This window comes from Collinsella sp. AM29-10AC (genome assembly GCF_003469085.1).
Lineage (GTDB): Bacteria > Actinomycetota > Coriobacteriia > Coriobacteriales > Coriobacteriaceae > Collinsella.
Genome location: NZ_QSKB01000036.1, coordinates 1 through 18178 on the forward strand (window position 1 = coordinate 1; position 18178 = coordinate 18178).

Consider the following 18178-nt stretch of genomic DNA (forward strand, 5'->3'; position numbering starts at 1 on the left):
TCAATTATACCACGGTGGCATCACCTATATGTCAATTATGGTCTAACAGAGCCTTTTGTTTTGCCGATTGACGCGCATCCAACGCCCAGGTCATGGCGGTGGAATTTATGGCATGTCCTAGTTTTACGGCATGCCCCAAACATCCACTTAGAACCCAAAGGCGGAAAGGATAAGGCCCCAGCCAGCGCCGATGACGTACATCATGATCAGGAACACGGCATTTTCGCGGGCGCTGCGGTTGGTGCGGAACAGCACCAGATAACCCACGCCGGCGGAAATGAGCGTGCCGGCGAGCATCGGCGCCAGTTGCAGCGCGCCTTCCAGATACAGCTGTGTAATGACCACGCTCGCCGAGCAATTGGGAATCAGCCCGACAAGCGCCGAACCCAGGACAGCGAGTGTCTCGTTGCCGCGCAGGAACTGCTCGATCGCGGACTCGCCGAACGTCTCGAGCACGGCGACCAGAATCAGCGTCACCAGAAAAATGAATACCGAGACCTGCACGGTGTGCGAGATCGCACTGCGGATGATCGACAGGACAGGCGTCCCTTCGTGGGAGTGAGAGTGACCGTGACCATCATGGTGTTCATGTTCGCCCTCATGACCGTGATCGTGGCCATGTCCGTGTTCGTGCTCGTCTTCGTCTTCATCACATCCGCAATGGTCGCGCTCGCACAGCTCGTGGATGTGGTCGGCGCTCACGCCCGCCTCGGCCACCTCGTCGATGATGTCACCGCCGCTGTGGTCGTCGTGCGCGCAGTTCACGTGGGCCGGATTGGCCGCGGTTCCCAGCACGGTACGGCGAATCGCCGCGTGCGCGCGGGCGTTACGGCGCAGGCCGCGAATGGCAGCGTCCACGATAAAACCCGTGACCAGTGCGATCAGCGCTTTCGAAGCCAAAAGCATCGCCATAGTCTGCACGGGAACCTGCTCGGCAAGCAACAGCGGCAGCATCTCATCGGAGGTCGAAAGGAACACCGCCACCAACGTGCCCAAGGTCACGACACGGCCGGCGTACAGCGTTGCTGCCATGGCCGAAAATCCGCACTGCGGCACCATGCCCAGCAGCGAGCCAACCACGGGACCCGCAGCGCCGGCGCGCTTGATAGCGCCGTTGACGCGGTCGCCCGCAACGTGCTCAAGTGTCTCGAGAGCAAGATACGTCACCAACAAAAACGGCACCAGCGACAGCGTGTCCTTGCCGGCGTCGAGCAGAATATCAATCAGTAAATCCATGACGGACGGAACCTTTCGTGTCTTTCGGCAGCATTGTAAAAGTCCTAGCGGTCAACTAGGGTATTGTAGTTGTCCCGGGCGCGGTGCCAATAGTTGCCTATGGCAAACTATCATCTCGCCATAACTCAGTAACCTCGAGCCGCACAACGCGGCCCGTCCAAGGAGTAGCATATGAACGTATCGCAAGCACTCGAATACGAGCGCCAGCCGTTTATCCCCATGTTTATCTACGGCGACCACGGCGCCATGGAGTCCGAGCGCCAGAAGGGCGAGGAGGCCCTCAAGGTGCTCGAGACCGAGTACTTTACCGCCGAGGGCGACCCCGGCTTCGACTTTGCCACCGTGCGCGACCTGGCCGACCGCAACCGCGACCTGTGCGACCAGATTGGCGAGGCGCGTCTGCGCAACGTGACGCCCGCGACGCTCTCGCGCGGCCTGTCCGACGCCGACACCTGCGCCGCCATCGGCAAGATGCAAAAGCGCACCGCCGCGTCCGTTATGCGCGAGATCCGCGGCGACCGCGACGCACTCGGCGTGGCCTATGCCCGCAAGCCCATCCAAGGCACGGTGCTGGGCATCGACATCGAGACCACCGGTCGCGCGCCCGAGCGCGGCTACATCATCAACGTGGGCTGGGAGATCATGGATCTCACCAGCGACGCCGTGCCGCATGACGCCGAGGCACACTACTGCGGCCTGCCCGACATCTACCGCGGCGAGGATGTGCCGCTATCGAACATCCATCACATCACATGGGACGACATCGACGGCAAAAAGCCGTTCCGCGAGAACAAGGAGCTGCAGAAGCAGCTGCTCAAGCTCATGAAGAAGTACCCGTACATGGCGCATAATGCCGCCTTCGAGGACAGCTGGTTCAAAATTCATCTGGACGGTTACGCTGAGGCGCGCCGCGCAGGCAAGATCATCGTCATCGACTCGCGCCAGATCTGCCGCAGCCTGGACGCCGACGTGCGCTCGCTCCCCCGCGAGTCCGCGCCCGCTGCGCTCGAGAACTGGGCGCGCCGCCGCGGCACCCTCGCCGTCGACGCCAACGAGCAGCACCTGGGCCTCGACGACACCGACCTCATGCTCCGCACCGTCCAAGCCGAGTTCAACCTCAAGAACCTGTTTGCGAAATAGCAACGCCTGCGACAAACACTGCTTGCTCACGAGCGGCCTCGCAGCGGGAAACCCCGCAGCGGGGCCGCCCCACGTTCCATAAGCAGGCCCGCTCTTCACAAATTCTGAACCCTATTTTTTACTTATTTCAGCACTTTCCCGACACGTGATTTGTACTCGGATGGCGATGCACCGATACCAAATGTGCAGCAATTGAGTGTTTCCATGCTATAGCCAAGCTGCGAAAACATTTATTTAGGGCGTACCGACCCATAATTGCGTCAAGCTTTTGGACAGCATTTGGTTAGACCTCTAAAACGACTTTTCCACTCAGCGCCATCAACACGGCATTAGCTGACACGATATATGCCATGAGTATCGTATTGTCACATACCACTGCAAAAGCGGTCTACCAAGCCGCGCATTCGGTGTCTGCGAAAGACATCGAGTCCTGCAGCCCTGCCGCAATTTACGGATCATGCCCCAGCGGAGCACTCCTCGACGCAGCCGCAGAATGGCTCGCCAAACATGATGTTGCCCGCGACGCAAACGATCCCCTCGAGGTAACGGTGTTTGATCGCAGGAACGCGCGCTACGCGATGAACTGTCAATGCCACGTTTCGTCAAAGCGATTCTCAAACTCACGCTTTATAGAGCTCGGAGAAGACATCTTCGTTGTTGGTGTTGAGCTTTGTGCACTTCAGGCCGCCACCTATCTCCCTTTTCGCGAACTAGTGGAGTACTACTTTGAACTGTGCGGCGCTTATTCCCTAGGAACCGGCTCTTCAACCTCCTATACCGAGCGTTTCGCGCTTACCTCGACCGAGAGGCTAAAGCAGTTCTTTAATTCCATTACCAGATGTGACGGTTTGGCCCTTGCCCGAAAGTCGATTCAATGTGTACGCGATGGATGTCGGTCTCCCATGGAAACGGCCTTTGCCATGATGCTTACGTTGCCCAAAAGCGAAGGAGGGCTTGGCATTAAAGGAATTGAGACCGACTACGAGGTGAAGGTCACCGCCGCCGCAAAAAATCTCACGAGACGCAAAAAGTTCTTTATGGATGCATATCTGAAGAAATCTCGAACAGATATTGAATACAACGGGTTTTATCACGACGCTGAAGAAGACCGCGCTATCGACGAGGAGCGCAAGAATGCGCTTGCGTCCATGGGGTACGGAATCATCACTGTCAGCCGTTATTCCTTTATGCATGCCAGCTCTTTCGTTAGGGTCATGGAGGCAATCCAGCGGAAAGAAGGCATACGCCCCTCGCGTCTGCCAAAAGACTTTCAAATCATGCAAGAGGACCTGAGACTGTTTGTGCTCAGACGGTTTATTGAGGAGAAGAAACGAATCCAGGAGGAGCTTCGCCAGGATTCCGAAGAGCGTCAACGAATCGACCTCGAAAAAGCAATGCTCGAAGGCATCACATTGGACGATCCGACGATTAACAAGGCTCCGGCAATCGATGACATGCAGACTGTCGGACTCGACAGCCCATCACTCAACCAAACAAGCAGCTTCACGCCCGAGGGCAGGGTCTTCGGGGCCGGAAACTAGGCTGACTAACAAGGTGGGTACCCTAGCGACGTGCAAAATTGCGAGTATTCAGCAAAGCCGGGTGTCCATCACCCTCGAGTGGATCCAAAAGTGAAGCGAAATCACTCTTGCGTGAGAACGTTAGGCAACATTTGAGGAAGAACTCATCGGTTTACCACCCTAAGACAACTCTTTAGCTGCATTATTTGGCCTGCGATAAGTTAACAGACCCCCTATCGTTGCAGAATACTCCAATTTTTGCACGGCGCAGGGGCACCCACCCCGGCATCACCTATCAAAACCGCTTAGTCCGGAATCTCGTCCGCTTTTCCTCATCATTTTGTACGACGGATTGCCTAAACGATATTGACATATGAACATGCGCTCATATAATCGGAAGTAAGTTATATGAGCGCATGTTCATATGAAAGGATATTGCAATGAGCATCCGCGTTGATGAAACGAAACCCGACATCGAGGCCACCGAGCCCGCGATCCCCACCACCTGCTCGCCCGAGGACCTTCCCGACGAGGAGCTTCTCTACGACCTCGCCGACCTGTTCAAGGTCTTCAGCGACACCACGCGCATCAAGATTCTCTATGCCCTCATGGGCCGTGAGCTCTGCGTGGCCGACATCGCCGAAGCGACCGAAACCTCGCAGTCGGCAGTATCGCACCAGCTGCGCACGCTTAAGCAGTCGCACCTGGTCAAGTTCCGCCGCGACGGCCGCAACATCCTCTACTCGCTTGCCGACGATCACGTCTACACCATGCTCAACCAGGGCATGAGCCATATCTGCGAATAGCAACCAACCGAGGTACCAGCGCGGCCTGCACCCAAGCCGCAAAACAGGGAAAGGAACCCATCATGAAAAAGCAGTTTAAACTCGACGAGATCGACTGCGCCAACTGCGCGCGCGAGCTTCAGGACGAACTTGCCAAGCTCGAGGGCGTCAAATCCGTGTCCGTCAACTTTATGACCCAGAAGCTGACGCTCGAGGCCGACGACGCCGAGCTCGACGAGGTGCTCAACCGCGTTGTAGAGTTTACGGCCGACGCCGAGCCGGACTGCGAGATCATTCTCTAGCCCAGGTTTACGCCAACCTACAAGGCCGCGCTTGCCGCGGCCTTTGCTCGCGAAGTTATATGAGCGAGTGTTCATACATTCAAATGGGAGGATACGAGTCATGGCCGCCGCCGACCCCAAAAAGAAAAAGAAGAAGCGCAAGAAAAAAGAGTCACTCGAGCATAAGCGCAACCGCATCCTGGTAGCGCTAGGCATCTTTGCGGTGGTGTACGCCCTCGACGAGCTCGGTACCCTTACTGCCGCATTCGGCACCCCGGGCGACATCTACGCCAGCTTTGTGCTGTTCCTCGTGCCGTTTTTGATTGCCGGCTACGACGTACTGCAAAAGGCATTCAATAACATTCGCCGCGGCAAGGCCTTCGACGAGAGTTTCCTTATGGCCGTCGCGACCATCGGCGCATTTGCCATGGTGCTCTTCCCCGACACCGACCCGCACATGGCCGAAGGCGCCGCTGTCATGCTGTTCTACCAGGTCGGCGAGCTGTTCCAGGCATACGCCGTGGGCAAGAGCCGCAAGTCGATCAGTGCCATGATGGACATCGCGCCCGACTACGCTAACGTCGAGCAGACCGACGGCACGCTCGAGCAGGTCTTCCCCGATGACATCACCGTCGGCACCGTCATCGTCGTCAAGCCCGGCGAGCGCGTGCCTATCGACGGCATCATCGTCGAGGGCGAAACCCAGCTCGACACCGCCGCGCTCACGGGCGAGTCGGTCCCCCGCCCCGCCAAGTCCGGCGACGATATCATCAGCGGCTGCATCAACATGACGGGCCTCATCCACGTGCGCACCACCAAGCCGTTTGGCGAGTCCACCGTCGCGCGCGTCCTGGAGCTCGTGGAGAATGCCAGCGAAAAGAAGGCGCGCACCGAGAACTTCATCACGCGCTTCGCCCGCGTCTACACCCCCGCCGTCACCGGCGCTGCCGCGGTGCTCGCGCTCGGCGGCGGCCTGGTCACCGGTGCCTGGTCCGACTGGATTCTGCGCGGTCTGACCTTCCTGGTCGTCAGCTGCCCGTGCGCCCTCGTGATCAGCGTACCGTTGAGTTTCTTTGGCGGCATCGGCGGCGCGTCCAAGCTGGGCGTTCTCATCAAGGGCTCCAACTACCTCGAGACGCTCGCCGACGTGGACACCATCGTCTTCGACAAAACGGGCACCCTCACCAACGGCACGTTCTCAGTCGTCGCGGTGCACCCCGAGGCTGGCTATACCGAGCAGTCGCTGCTCGAAGTCGCAGCCCTTGCTGAGTCGTTCTCCGATCACCCCATCGCGCAGTCCGTGCGCGACGCCTACCAGGGCGAGGTCGACCCCAAGCGCGTGAGCGACTCCGCCAACGACGCGGGCCACGGCGTGACGGCAACCATCGACGGCAAGCACGTCGTCGTTGGCAACGCCAAGATGCTCGCCGCGGCCGGCGTTGAAGCACCGGACTGTGAGGTTGTCGGCACGATCCTCCACGTGCTCGTTGACGGCGTGTACGCCGGCCACATCGTGATTGCAGACACCGTTAAGGCCGATGCGGAGCAAACGATTCGCGACCTGCATGCCGCCGGTATCAACCGCACCGTCATGCTCACGGGCGACCGCGAGGAGGTTGCAGCGTCTGTGGCCAAGCAACTCGGTCTCGACGAGTTCCACGCGCAGCTCCTGCCGGGCGACAAGGTCGAGCGCGTTGAGGCGCTACTCGCGGCCGAAAGTGGCAAGGGCAAGCTCGCCTTTGTCGGCGACGGTATCAACGACGCGCCTGTGCTTACGCGCGCCGATGTGGGCATTGCCATGGGCGCCATGGGCTCCGACGCCGCGATCGAGGCCGCCGACGTGGTGCTGATGGACGACAAGCCGTCCAACATTTCCCGCGCGATCCGCGTGGCGCGCAAGACCATGTCGATTGTTTGGCAGAACATAATCTTTGCGCTGGGCATTAAGCTGCTGATCCTTGTGCTGGCAGCGCTGGGTATCGCCAATATGTGGCTTGCCGTCTTTGGCGACGTAGGCGTGGCGATCATCGCCATCCTGAACGCCATGCGCGCGATGGGTGTCAAGAACCTGTAGCACCCGTGGTCCCTCCGGCCGGGGTCGGACTTGGTTTTGAAAACGTCCTCGCGCATGAGGCCCGTCTTTCCTGCTCCTGCGGAGCAACGGAAAGGCGGGCCTCGCGCTGCGGATTGTTTTCAAAACCAAGCCCGACCCCGGCCTGCAGTGACGTAGCTGGCAGTTCTTGGGCATCGCTTGCTGGCGGTGCTCCTTTGCTGAAATGGACTTGGCCGAAAGGGCCGCTGGTCCCGGTCGCTGGTTCGCGCTTTGCGTGAACTCCGCGCTACTGAGGATCCGTTAGGATACCGAGGTTGAATCCGTCGCCTCGCCCCGGCCCAACATCGACCTCAACTTCTCGAAGCTCTCCTCGCTCAGGCAGTGCTCCATGTGGCAGCCCTCTTGCGACGCGACCTCGGGCGTTACGCCTGCGTCCTCTAGCAGACCTACAAAAAAGCAGTGGCGCTCCCACATTTGACGGGCAACCTCAAGACCGCGTTCCGTCAGATGCACGTCGCGTTTGCCCATCTCCACGTAGCCGGTGCTCTCCAAGGCCGCCATGGCTTTAGAGACGCTTGCTTTGGTTACGCCCAAGTATTCGGCAACGTCGATCGAGCGCACGATGCCCTGACGTTCCGATAGGACGTAGATCGATTCGAGATAGTCTTCTCCGGATTCACGTAGGGCCATGGGCCGCCTTTCGCGATGATTGCTAGTTAGCCTTTGGATACTTTCCTTGGCTTACTTTACCGCAAAAGTTGACCATGTCTTACTGCATTGACCAAAAAGTTAGCCGCGTTTCACAAAACGTGCGAGATGAAAACAAAATGGGAACGCCCCGCAAGGAGTGTCCCCAGCTGCCGGCAGATAAGGAGCGTCCCCAAGTGCCGGGTCGCAGCTACACGAGGCCAAAGTGCTTCGCGGCGTTGTAGATGCCATCGTCGTCTACGGCGGTCGTCACGTAGGTCGCTGCGGCCTTCACGGTATCCTGCGCGTTGCCCATGGCCACACTTGTGCCCACGGCCGAGAACATCGACAGGTCGTTCTCGCCGTCGCCAAAGGCGATCGCCTCGCTCGCGTCGACACCCAGGCGCTCCAGCGTCGCCGCCACGCCCAAGTCCTTGCCGCCGTTGGCGGGGATAATGTCGCAGAACAGGTCGCACCAGCGCGTGGTGAGCGAATGCGACACCGCGTCGGCCACGATATGCTCGTCGGCCGGGTCCACAAACGCGCAAAACTGGTAGACCGGCGCGTCAAAGGCGTGGTCAAACGGCTCCTCGTGATAGACGATTCCCGCGTTGCTGCCGGCCGCCACCACGCGCTCGGACAGGCGATTCACAAACGAGTTCTCGCCCTGCATGCACAGCGAGTCGTAGCACCCCTCGGCCACCTGGTCCACAATCACCGCGACGTCGTCCGGATCGATCGGGCAGCTGCGGTAGGTGCCCTTGGCATCAAAGCAGTGCTGGCCCGAGAGCGTAATGTACGCATCCCAGCCCAAGTCGAGCAGCCAATCGGGCATCTGATAGGTCGGGCGGCCCGTGGCGATCACGCACGCGATCCCCTGCTCATGAAAGCTGTCGAGCACCTGCTGCGCCGACGCCGGAATCCGATGCGTTTTAAAGCTCAGCAGCGTGCCGTCGATATCGAAAAACGCGGCTTTGATCATCCTCGTTTACTCCTCGCCCTCGAGCTTTTCGCTCGCCTCGAGCCACGCCATCTCCAGCTCGTCCATGGCGGCATGGGCCTCGTCGATCTTTGCCTGCTGCTCGCCGAGCGCTGTGTAGTTGGTGGGATCGACCTGGGCCATCGCGGCCTCGGCCTCCTCCACGCGGGCGCGCTGCGTCTCCATCTTGCGCTCGAGCGAGCTCACCTCGCGGCGGAGCTTCTGGCGCTCGGCATTGGAAAGGCCATTGGGCTGGCCGCTCGACTTGGGCTTTTCGGCTGCAATCGCTGCGGCGCCGGTGTCGAACGTGCCGGTCTTGGCGCTCGGCGCGCCCACGGGCTCGCCCTCGGCCGTGGCGTTGCACAGGCGCAGGTACTGGTCGACGCCGCCGGGCATATGCGTCAGATGACCGTCAAGCAGCGCCCACTGCTGGTCGGTCACGCGCTCCATCAAGAAGCGGTCGTGCGTCACCAGGATCAGCGTGCCCGGCCAGCCGTCGAGCAGGTCCTCGACAATCGCCAGCATGTCGGTATCCAAGTCGTTGCCCGGCTCGTCCAGGATAAGCACGTTGGGCTCGTCCAGGATCGTCAGCAGCAGCGACAGGCGACGGCGCTGGCCGCCCGAAAGATCGCCGATGCGGCTCCAGAGCTGCTGCGTCGTAAAGCCCAGGCGCTCGCAAAGCTTCTCAGGCGAAGTCTCCTTGCCGTCGATGACGTAGTACTTCTTATAGTTGCTGAGCACCTCGCGGATCGTGTCGCCCATGTAGGGCTCGAGCTCCTCGAGCTGCTGCGACAGCACGCCAAAACGCACCGTCTGGCCAATCTTCACGCGGCCGCGAAGGGGCGCGATCTTGCCCTGGATCACGTCGAGCAAGGTCGACTTGCCGGCACCGTTCTCACCCAGCAGACCATAGCGGTCGCCCGCGCCGATAAGCCAGGTCACATCGGAGAGCACCTGCTTGGGCGCGCCGTCGGCATCCGCATAGCCGGCGTCCACGTCGATCACGTCGATAACCTGCTTGCCTAGGCGGCTCACCGCCAGGCGCTTGAGCTCCAGCTCGTCGCGCACAGGCGGCACGTCGGCAATCAGCTCGCGAGCGGCATCCACGCGAAACTTGGGCTTGGTGGAACGCGCCTGGGCGCCGCGGCTTAGCCACGCGAGCTCCTTGCGCGCCATGTTGCGACGGCGCTCCTCGGTAACCGCGGCCATGCGATCGCGCTCCACGCGCTGCAGGATGTAGGCCGAGTAGCCGCCCTCGAAGGGGTCGACTTGGCCGTCGTGGACCTCCCACATGCTGGTGCAGACCTCGTCCAAGAACCAGCGGTCATGCGTGACCACGAGCATGGCGCCCTGACCGCGCTGCCAGCGGGCCTTTAAGTGACGCGCGAGCCAGTTGATGGTGCGCATGTCCAGGTGGTTGGTGGGCTCGTCGAGCATGAGCACGTCGTAGTCGCCGATCAGCAGGCGCGCAAGGTCCACGCGACGGCGCTGACCGCCCGAAAGCTCGCCCACCGTGCCCTCCCAGGGCACATCGCTAATGAGGCCAGCCAGGATCTGGCGCGTGCGGGGGCTCGAGGCCCACTCGTACTCGGGCGTGTCGCCCACAACGGCATGATGTACGGTATCGGTGTCGACAAGCTGGTCCTTTTGGCCGAGCAGTCCGATCGTGGTGCCGCGGCGGTGCGTCACGCGTCCGTCGTCGGGTTCCAGCGTGCCGGCGAGCACGCTCAGCAGCGTCGACTTGCCGTCGCCGTTTTTACCGACAATACCAATGCGGTCGCCCTCGCCCACGCCGAGCGTCACGCTATCGAAAATATGCTTGGTGGGAAACTCTAGGCTGATGGAATCGCATCCCAAAAGAATCGCCATATGCCCTGCTCCTTCGTAGAAATTCAACGTTGTCCATGATAGCAGCGAGCCCCACCCCAAACCACTACGAAGGCGCCTGTCCCCTTTGTGGTGGTCGTTTCGGTCGCAGAGCAAAAGGCGGGCCATCTCGCAAAAGAGATGACCCGCCTCTCCAATCAGTCCCACGGCAACCATGGCCGCCGCGGGCCTCAAGCATGTCCCGGACTAGGAGAACATGCCGGTGAGGTAATCATTCAGCCGCTTATCCTTGGGCCGTTGGAAAATCTCGTCGGTCTCGTCGTACTCGACCATATCGCCCATGTAGAAGAATGCCGTGCGATTGGACACGCGCGATGCCTGCTCCATGTTGTGCGTCACGATGACGATGGCGCGGTCGGCCACGATCGATGACATCAGGTCCTCGATCGCCAACGTCGAGATGGGATCGAGCGCCGAGCAGGGCTCGTCAAACAGGATCACGTCGGGATTGAGCGCGAGCGTGCGCGCGATGCACAGACGCTGCTGCTGGCCGCCCGAAAGCGCATAGGCGCTCTTGTCCAGCTTGTCCTTGACCTCGTCCCACAGCGCCGCGCCGCGCAGGCTTTCCTCGACCATGCGGTCGAGCTCGTCACGGTCGGTGACGCCGTGGCGCTTGGGCGCAAACGTGATGTTGTCGCGAATGGACTTGCGGAACGGGTTGGGCTGCTGAAACACCATGCCAATGGACCGACGCAGCTCGTAGGTGTTCTCGGCCTTGGTGTTCACGTTGCGCCCGCGGTAGTTAATCTCGCCCTCCACGCGGCAGCCGCGAATCTCACGATTCATAAGGTTGAGGCTGCGCAAAAAGGTCGACTTACCGCAGCCCGAGGGCCCAATGAGCGCCGTGATCTCGCCCTTGTGAAAGTCGAGCGACGTATCGCGCAGCGCATGGTGGTCGCCATAGTACACGTTGACGTCCTTGGTGGAGAGCACGACCTCGTCGCTCACGGCCTTGCCGCTCACGCGCACGCGCTTCTCGCTCTCCCCCACACTCGACAGAAAGTCCTGGGTCTCGGACGTGGCCGCCTCGGTTGCGGGCATTGCATATATCTCGCTCATTCGGCCGTCATCTTCCTTGCCAGTTGCTTGCCCACGATACGGGCGACTACGTTAAACAGCAGCACGCAAATCATCAGCAGCGCCGCGGTGCCCCAGACGATCTGCTGGGCCTCGGGGCTACCCTCGCCATAGATCTTGTAGATGTGCACGGCGAGCGACTCACCGGGGCGGAACACGTTCCAGGCACAGGTGGGGCTCGACAGGTTAAAACTCAAGAAGTTCAGGCGAACCGGCGAGCTCATGCCCGAGGTAAAGAGCAGTGCCGCGGCCTCGCCAAACACGCGGCCGGCCGAAAGCACGATGCCGGTCACGATGGCGGGCATGGCCTCGGGGATCAGGATGTGCAGCGTGGCCTCCCAGCGGGTAAGGCCCATGGCCAGGCACGCATCGCGCTGGGCCTGCGGCACGTCCTCGAGCGCCTGCTGAATCACGCGCACTAGGATGGGAATGTTAAACATGGTGAGCGCGACGGCGCCGGAGATGATGGAGTACTTCCAGCCCAGCTGCACCGAGAACACCAGAAAGCCGAACATGCCGACGACGATGGAGGGCAGCGAGGACAGCGTCTCGATGGCGGTGGAGGCGATGTCGCGGATGGGCCCGTCCGGCGCGTACTCAACCAAAAAGACCGCGCCGCCCAGACTGATGGGCACCGAGATGACTAGGGTGATCAGCAGCAGGTAGAACGAGTCGAACAGCTGGTAGAGCACGCCGCCCTGGGTTCCGTTGGCGCGCGAGGGCTGCGTGAGAAAGCCCGGCTGAAACAGCGTCGAAATCCCCTCGAACAGGATATAGGCCACCATGGAGGTGACGATGAGCATGACGATGGCGACGATTGCCGTCAGCACGCCCGTGGCGATGCGGTCCTGCTTTTGGACACGCCCGAGTCTCGCCTCATCGATATGGATGCGCGTGCTAGCCACGAGCCTTCGCCCCCTTGCGGCCAATGAGATGGATGATCAGGATGAAGATGAGGCTCATGCCCATCAGCAGCAAGCCAAGTGCCCAAAGGACGTCGTCCTGGGCCGAGCCCTCGGCATAGACTGCCATGGACGTGGTGAGCGTGGTGGTAATGGTCGAGGCCGGCGACAGCAGCGACGTCGGCATGGCCTCGATGCCGCCGATAACCATGCGCACGGCGAGCGTTTCGCCAAAGGCACGGGTCATGCCAAGGATGACCGCGGTCATGAGCGACGGCATGGCGGACTTGAGCACCACGTGCCAGATGGTCTGCCAGCGGGTGTAGCCCAGCGCGAGCGAGCCCTGACGGTAGCTGTCGGGCACGGCGCGCAGGCCATCGACCGAAAGCGTGGTCATCGTCGGCAGAATCATGACTGCCAGCACGATGGCGCCGGGCAAGATGCCCAGACCCGTGCTCACGTGGAAAACGCTTTTCATAAGGCCGACGACCACGTGAAAACCGATCAGGCCAAAGACGACCGAAGGAATGCCGGTCAAAAGCTCAATAAGCGGCTGAAAGACCTTGGAACCAAACTTAGGCTGGATTTCGACCGCAAAGATGGCAGAGCCGATGGCGATGGGCAGCGCAATGAGCGTGGAGAGCACCATGACCGCAAACGAGGTGACGATCAGGGGCAGGGCGCCGGTATAGGGCAGGCCGTTTTCGGCCGTGTTGGCCAGGTCCCACTTGGTGCCGGTGAAGAACTCAACGATCGAGACGCCGTCCTTAACAAAAGCCGAAAGGCCCTTTTGGGCGACCATAAAGATGAGCGCGGCAACGACAAGCGTCACGAGCGCAACGCACGCGCCCGTGACGCCCAGGCCCACGTTCTCAAGGTCGCGCTTTGGCAGCTGTTTTGCCATTACAAACCTTTCCGGGGCGATTGCTTATTTAGCAGAGACCTTGCCGCTGGCGTCCTTGACGACCTTCATGGCAGAGACGGGAATAAAGCCCTGCTCCTCGACGAGCTTGCCCTGGACGTCGTCGGAAAGCATGAACTCCAGAAAGGCCTTGGTGGCCTCGTCGGCGTCCTTTGCGCAGTACATGTGCTCGGTCGCCCAAATCTTAAAGGAGTCGTCGGTGACGTTTGCGCTCTTGGGCTCCACGCCCTCGACCTTGATGGCGTTGAACTTGGAGTCATCGAAGTGCGAGAAGTCGAGGTAGGAGATGGCGTTGTCGGTGCTGCCCATCTGAGTCTGGACGTCGCCGGACTTGTCGAGCTCGGCGTCGCCCTTAAAGTCGACGGCCTCGTCGCCAAAGACGGCAGCCTCGAAGGTGGCGCGGGTGCCGGAGCCGGCCTTGCGGTTGAGGACGACGATGGTAGCGTCGTCGCCGCCGACCTCCTTCCAGTTGGTGATCTGGCCGGAGAAGATGCCCTTGAGCTGCTCGAGGGACAGGTCGTCGACCTTGACGTTCTTGGAGACGACGGGGCCCATGCCCACGACGGCGACCTCGTGGTCGACGAGGTTCTTGACCTGGTCGGCCTCGAGCTTGGTCTCGGCGAAGACGTCAGAGTTACCGATGGTAACGGTGCCGGCGGCGACGGCGGTCAGGCCCTTGCCCGAACCGTTACCCGAGCCGGAGACGGAGACGTCGGGGTTGGCATCCATGAACTTCTCGGCAGCGGCCTCGAGGAGCGCCTGGAACGAGGAGGCGCCGTCGTAGGTCACCTCGCCCGAGACGGACTCGGCAGCAGCGGCGCTGCCCTTGTCGGCGGCGTTGGAAGCGCCTGTGCCGCCGCAACCAACGAGGCCGAGGCCCACGAAGCTGGCAAGACCACCAGCGAGGCCGAGGAACTGACGACGAGAATAAGCCTGATCGAGCATGATCTTCCTTTCATACATGCGACTCGCGGACACCCTGCCCGCTTTGCTGTTTGGAAAGATACGGCCCCGACCGGTCAGCGCCCGCACCAACTGCGGTTTCTTACGGGCTTTTGATAGACCCTTACCGCAAGCGCGGCTCGGCTTTACAAACGAATAACAAACCCGCCACCAAGCATGACCCGCCTTTTACACCAATAAAAACAAAGTTGCGGTGAAATAGTTCCTGCTTGGCCATCAAATGGCCCATTCTAGGAACTATTCCACCGCAACTTAAAAAGCCCGGACGAAAGGGGTGCTAAGTTGTTAAAACGCCGCAGCCTTAAAGCTCAAGCTCGTTCAAACGTAAGATCGCCACGATATAAATCTTGAGCGCCTGCTTGAGCTGTTCCTCGTTGGCGCACTCGTTGGGACCGTGCATCTGGCCGCCCCACTCGGGCAGCTCCAGACCGGTCTCCTCGGGGCCAAACGAGACGGCGCGGGCAAAGTTGCGCGCGTACGTGCCGCCGCCCATGGCAAAGGGCTCAGCATGCTTGCCCGTAAACTCGTTATAGGTATCAATAAGCGCCTTCACGGCCGGATCGTCGGCAGAGACCGAGAACGGCACCTTCGCACGACCCACACGGCACGTCACGCCAAAACGGCCCACGAGCGGATCGAGCTGCTCGCGGATGGTATCGGCACTCGTGCTGTCGGGGAAGCGCACGTCGATGACCTGCTCAATATGGCTATCCGCCACGCGGATGACGCCAGCGTTGCAGGTAAGCGGGCCAAACGCCGGACTCGTCGCATCGATACCCAGGCCGCGACCATAGGCGTCCGCATGCACAAAGGCCAGGAACTTGACGAACTCGTGCTCGGCAGGCGTCAGCAGGCGCTCGTCGCGTGCACCAAACGCGTCCTCGGCCTCGCGCAGATACGCCACGATCAGCCCGACGGCGTTGATCGTTCCCTCTGGCATCGAGGCATGACCGCCAATGCCGTGGGCGAAAATCTGCGCATGCCCGTTATCGAGCGCCGTGATCTCCAGGCGGTCGCCGTTCTCGACCGGCGCCGGCAGCTCATCGGCGGCAATCGCAAGCTCGCAGATAGACTGCGACGGAATGGCGTTGCTCGCCTCGGCACCGCTCCAGGACACAATGCGCCCGCCGTCGATCTTGGAGCTCACAAATGTCGCCCCAAACTGGCCCTTCTCGGCATTACAGACCGGGAACTCGGCATCGGGCGTAAACAGAAAGTCGGGGTTCGCGTGGTTCTCCAGATAATGGTGAACGTCGGACATGCCCACTTCCTCATCGCAGCCCAGCAGTGCGCGGAAGGTGTAGCGCGGAACAATGCCGTGCTTGAGCAGATAGGCGCCGGCGTAGAGCGACAGCACCGCCGGACCCTTGTCGTCGATAACGCCGCGGCCGAGCAGCCAGCCCTCGCGACGCTCCATCGCAAACGGGTCGGTGTTCCAGCCCGGGCCGGCGGGCACCACGTCCACGTGGCAGATGGTCGCGAGCTGCTTGTCGCCGCGGCCAGGAATATCGGCAATGCCCACATAGCCCTCGTCGTCGCTCGTCTGATAGCCGAGCTTCTGCGCGATGCCGAGCGCACAGTCGAGCGCGTCACGGACCGGGCGGCCAAACGGCGCGCCGGGCTCTGCATCGGCAGAAACTGCCACGGACGGATAGCTCACCAGCTGCTCGATATCGGCGACGACATCTTCCCAGACCTCGTCGACATACTCGGCGACGCTCTGCTCCACCTGATTCATGGACGACCTCCTTACCAATGAGCGGCGAGCGCGCTCGCCCCTCACATTACGTCATTAGATAGCGAAAAGTTTAGCAAGCTCGGCCACCGAGTGCACCACCGCATCGGCACCCGCCGCCTCGTGCTCGCCCGGCGCCGCCGCGCCCGAATAGATGCCGATGCACGGCACGCCCATTACGTGCGCGCCCTCCACATCGTTAAAGCGATCGCCGATCATCACGGCATCGTCGGCCGTCGCGCCGAGCGCCGCCAGGGCATCGCGGACCGAATCGGCCTTGGTCTCGCGTCCCTGCGGCGGATTCATGCCAATCACCGCCTCAAACTGAGAGAGCCCGAGCTCATGCACCATGTCGATGCACTTGGCCTCCATGCGCGACGTCGCCACGGCCATACGTTTGCCTTGGGCGACCAACCCATCCAGCAGCTCGGGGACCCCATTGAACACGGGATACTCCTCCGGTCCCAGTTCATCAAAAAAGGCGCGGTACTCATCGGCCACCACAAGCGACTCCTCGCGGGAAAAGCCGTAAAAGTCGTGAAAGCTCTTCCACAGGGGCGGCCCGATCATGCGGCGCAGATCACCCATCTGCGTCTCCGAAAACCCGCGCGCAGCCAGCGTCTTGCGCGTCGAGGTCATCACTGCCCGACCCGTATCGGCCACCGTGCCGTCAAAATCGAACAGCACAACCGGCCGCTCGCAAAGTTGCAATGCCGCCATCGGCACCCTTCTTCCCCAGTTGATGATTTCCACACCACCGCTTCAAACTGTTGACTATTCAACAATTGAACCTAGCAATGTAGAGCAACTCCACTATACTTGTCGCACTTTGCTTTCAGAAGGCGGCGCTGCCGCGCCCCAACGAAAGGTGCAATTATGTCTTTTGCCATCATAACCGACTCCACGTCGGACATCTCCCCCGCCCGTGCCCAAGAGCTCGGCATTTACGTGATTCCGCTGCATGTGATTATCGAGGGCGAGGACCTGCTCGACCAGGTGCAGATTACCGCCGAGGAATACGTCGCCCGCATGGCCGGCTCCGAGCAGCTGCCGCACACCTCGCAGCCGAGCGCCGGCGAGTTCAAGGCGCTGTTTGACCGCGTACGCGCCGATGGCCACGACAGCGCGATCTTTATCTCGCTGTGCAGCGAGTGGTCCGCCTGCTATTCCAACGCATGCCTGGTCGCCGAGACCCACGAGCTCGACGTGCGCTGCATCGATTCGCGCACCGGCTCGGGCGCCGAGGGCCTGCTGGTGGAGTACGCGCTTGCCATGCGCGAGGACGGCCGCAGCTTGGACGAGACCGAGGCGCAGATCCGCGCGACGCTGCCCGAAGCCCACCTGCTGCTGATTCCCCGCACGCTCGAGAACCTGGTCAAAAACGGCCGCGCCCCCAAGCTCGCCGGCCAGCTGACGCAGATGCTCAACATTCGCCTGGCCGTTTCGCCGGAGTGGAAATCGGGCGAGATCAAGGCAATCAAAAAGGGCCGCGGCGCCAAGCGCATCGTCGCCAACACCATGGCAGATTGCCTCGCGTTTTTGGACGAGCACCCGGGCTCAAGCGTGCGCGTGCTCACGACCGGCGCCGCCGAGGAGCAGGAACTTGTCAACGAGGCGCTCGCGGGCCAGGACTACGTAGACGCCGGCACTGGCCCCATCGGCTGCACCATCGCCACCCATGTAGGCGTCGATGCCATCGCCATCAGCTACTGCCCCCGCTACCAACCTGCCAATTAGGGACAGGTTTATTTTGGCAGGTTTTATCTGGGCAAACGTTAAACGGTAACAAGGCTTGCCTGGCAAGATCGGACATGCCAAAGCCGTCGAACAACCGAAGTACACCCAGCCACAACAAAGCCATCACGCCGACGCGCCGCAACTCAAGGCGCGCCGGCGTCTTTTTAGGAGTCGCGGCGGAAAAGGGGCCGTTTTAGCCAAAAGGCCGCGAAACGCTTCCCATTACGCCGCAACTTCATTGCCGCCCAGGTAGCGCGCAGAGATGTGGTGTAAG

16 protein-coding genes are annotated in these 18178 nt (G+C 61.2%); 6 read left to right on the forward strand and 10 right to left on the reverse strand.

What is annotated here, in order from left to right:
* Window positions 1-147: 147 nt before the first annotated feature.
* The gene (locus tag DW754_RS10010; RefSeq protein ID WP_117759706.1) at window positions 148-1236 is read right to left on the reverse strand and encodes a putative manganese transporter; all 1089 of its coding nucleotides are present in this window, start codon (window positions 1234-1236) and stop codon (window positions 148-150) included.
* Window positions 1237-1407: 171 nt separating this feature from the next.
* Here DW754_RS10010 and DW754_RS10015 point away from each other — a divergent pair, with 171 nt between their 5' ends.
* The 5 genes from DW754_RS10015 (at window position 1408) to DW754_RS10035 (ending at window position 7036) form a co-directional block, all read left to right on the forward strand.
* Window positions 1408-2376 (forward strand): 3'-5' exonuclease, encoded by a 969-nt coding sequence (locus DW754_RS10015; RefSeq protein ID WP_117759705.1) that lies wholly within the window; start codon window positions 1408-1410, stop codon window positions 2374-2376.
* A gap of 350 nt (window positions 2377-2726) precedes the next feature.
* Window positions 2727-3917, forward strand: coding sequence for a hypothetical protein (locus DW754_RS10020; protein WP_117759704.1), 1191 nt, complete (start codon window positions 2727-2729; stop codon window positions 3915-3917).
* Window positions 3918-4336: 419 nt separating this feature from the next.
* On the forward strand, window positions 4337-4702 hold the full coding sequence (locus tag DW754_RS10025; RefSeq protein WP_055285819.1) for a helix-turn-helix transcriptional regulator: 366 nt from the start codon (window positions 4337-4339) through the stop codon (window positions 4700-4702).
* Between the two features lie 62 nt (window positions 4703-4764).
* Window positions 4765-4983 carry a cation transporter gene (locus DW754_RS10030; RefSeq protein ID WP_117759702.1) on the forward strand — a complete coding sequence of 73 codons (219 nt, stop codon included), beginning with the start codon at window positions 4765-4767 and terminating at the stop codon, window positions 4981-4983.
* 100 nt (window positions 4984-5083) lie between these two features.
* Window positions 5084-7036, forward strand: a complete 1953-nt coding sequence (locus DW754_RS10035) for a heavy metal translocating P-type ATPase (RefSeq protein ID WP_199411494.1) — start codon at window positions 5084-5086, stop codon at window positions 7034-7036.
* Between the two features lie 279 nt (window positions 7037-7315).
* Here the strand turns inward: DW754_RS10035 and DW754_RS10040 are convergent, their stop codons facing one another.
* The 9 genes from DW754_RS10040 to DW754_RS10080 form a co-directional block, all read right to left on the reverse strand.
* Complete coding sequence (locus DW754_RS10040) at window positions 7316-7705, reverse strand: metal-dependent transcriptional regulator (RefSeq protein ID WP_117759700.1); 390 nt, start codon at window positions 7703-7705, stop codon at window positions 7316-7318.
* A gap of 208 nt (window positions 7706-7913) precedes the next feature.
* Window positions 7914-8684: a Cof-type HAD-IIB family hydrolase gene (locus DW754_RS10045; RefSeq protein WP_117759698.1), complete on the reverse strand. Its 771-nt coding sequence runs from the start codon at window positions 8682-8684 to the stop codon at window positions 7914-7916.
* 6 nt (window positions 8685-8690) lie between these two features.
* A complete protein-coding gene (locus DW754_RS10050) occupies window positions 8691-10550 on the reverse strand; it encodes an ABC-F family ATP-binding cassette domain-containing protein (protein WP_117759696.1) in 1860 nt (619 codons plus the stop codon).
* Window positions 10551-10754: 204 nt separating this feature from the next.
* A complete protein-coding gene (pstB, locus tag DW754_RS10055) occupies window positions 10755-11627 on the reverse strand; it encodes a phosphate ABC transporter ATP-binding protein PstB (RefSeq protein WP_117759695.1) in 873 nt (290 codons plus the stop codon).
* Window positions 11624-12550 (reverse strand): phosphate ABC transporter permease PstA, encoded by a 927-nt coding sequence (gene pstA, locus DW754_RS10060; RefSeq protein ID WP_199411493.1) that lies wholly within the window; start codon window positions 12548-12550, stop codon window positions 11624-11626. The genes pstB and pstA overlap by 4 nt, the downstream gene beginning before the upstream one ends.
* Window positions 12543-13451 carry a phosphate ABC transporter permease subunit PstC gene (pstC, locus tag DW754_RS10065; RefSeq protein ID WP_117759691.1) on the reverse strand — a complete coding sequence of 303 codons (909 nt, stop codon included), beginning with the start codon at window positions 13449-13451 and terminating at the stop codon, window positions 12543-12545. The genes pstA and pstC overlap by 8 nt, the downstream gene beginning before the upstream one ends.
* Before the next feature lie 24 nt (window positions 13452-13475).
* Window positions 13476-14414: a phosphate ABC transporter substrate-binding protein gene (locus tag DW754_RS10070; protein WP_117759689.1), complete on the reverse strand. Its 939-nt coding sequence runs from the start codon at window positions 14412-14414 to the stop codon at window positions 13476-13478.
* A 319-nt stretch (window positions 14415-14733) separates the two neighbouring features.
* Window positions 14734-16170, reverse strand: coding sequence for a M20 family metallopeptidase (locus DW754_RS10075; RefSeq protein ID WP_117759687.1), 1437 nt, complete (start codon window positions 16168-16170; stop codon window positions 14734-14736).
* Between the two features lie 54 nt (window positions 16171-16224).
* Window positions 16225-16887 carry an HAD hydrolase-like protein gene (locus tag DW754_RS10080; RefSeq protein ID WP_117759685.1) on the reverse strand — a complete coding sequence of 221 codons (663 nt, stop codon included), beginning with the start codon at window positions 16885-16887 and terminating at the stop codon, window positions 16225-16227.
* 156 nt (window positions 16888-17043) lie between these two features.
* Here DW754_RS10080 and DW754_RS10085 point away from each other — a divergent pair, with 156 nt between their 5' ends.
* The gene (locus DW754_RS10085; protein ID WP_117759683.1) at window positions 17044-17904 is read left to right on the forward strand and encodes a DegV family protein; all 861 of its coding nucleotides are present in this window, start codon (window positions 17044-17046) and stop codon (window positions 17902-17904) included.
* Window positions 17905-18178 lie beyond the last annotated feature (274 nt).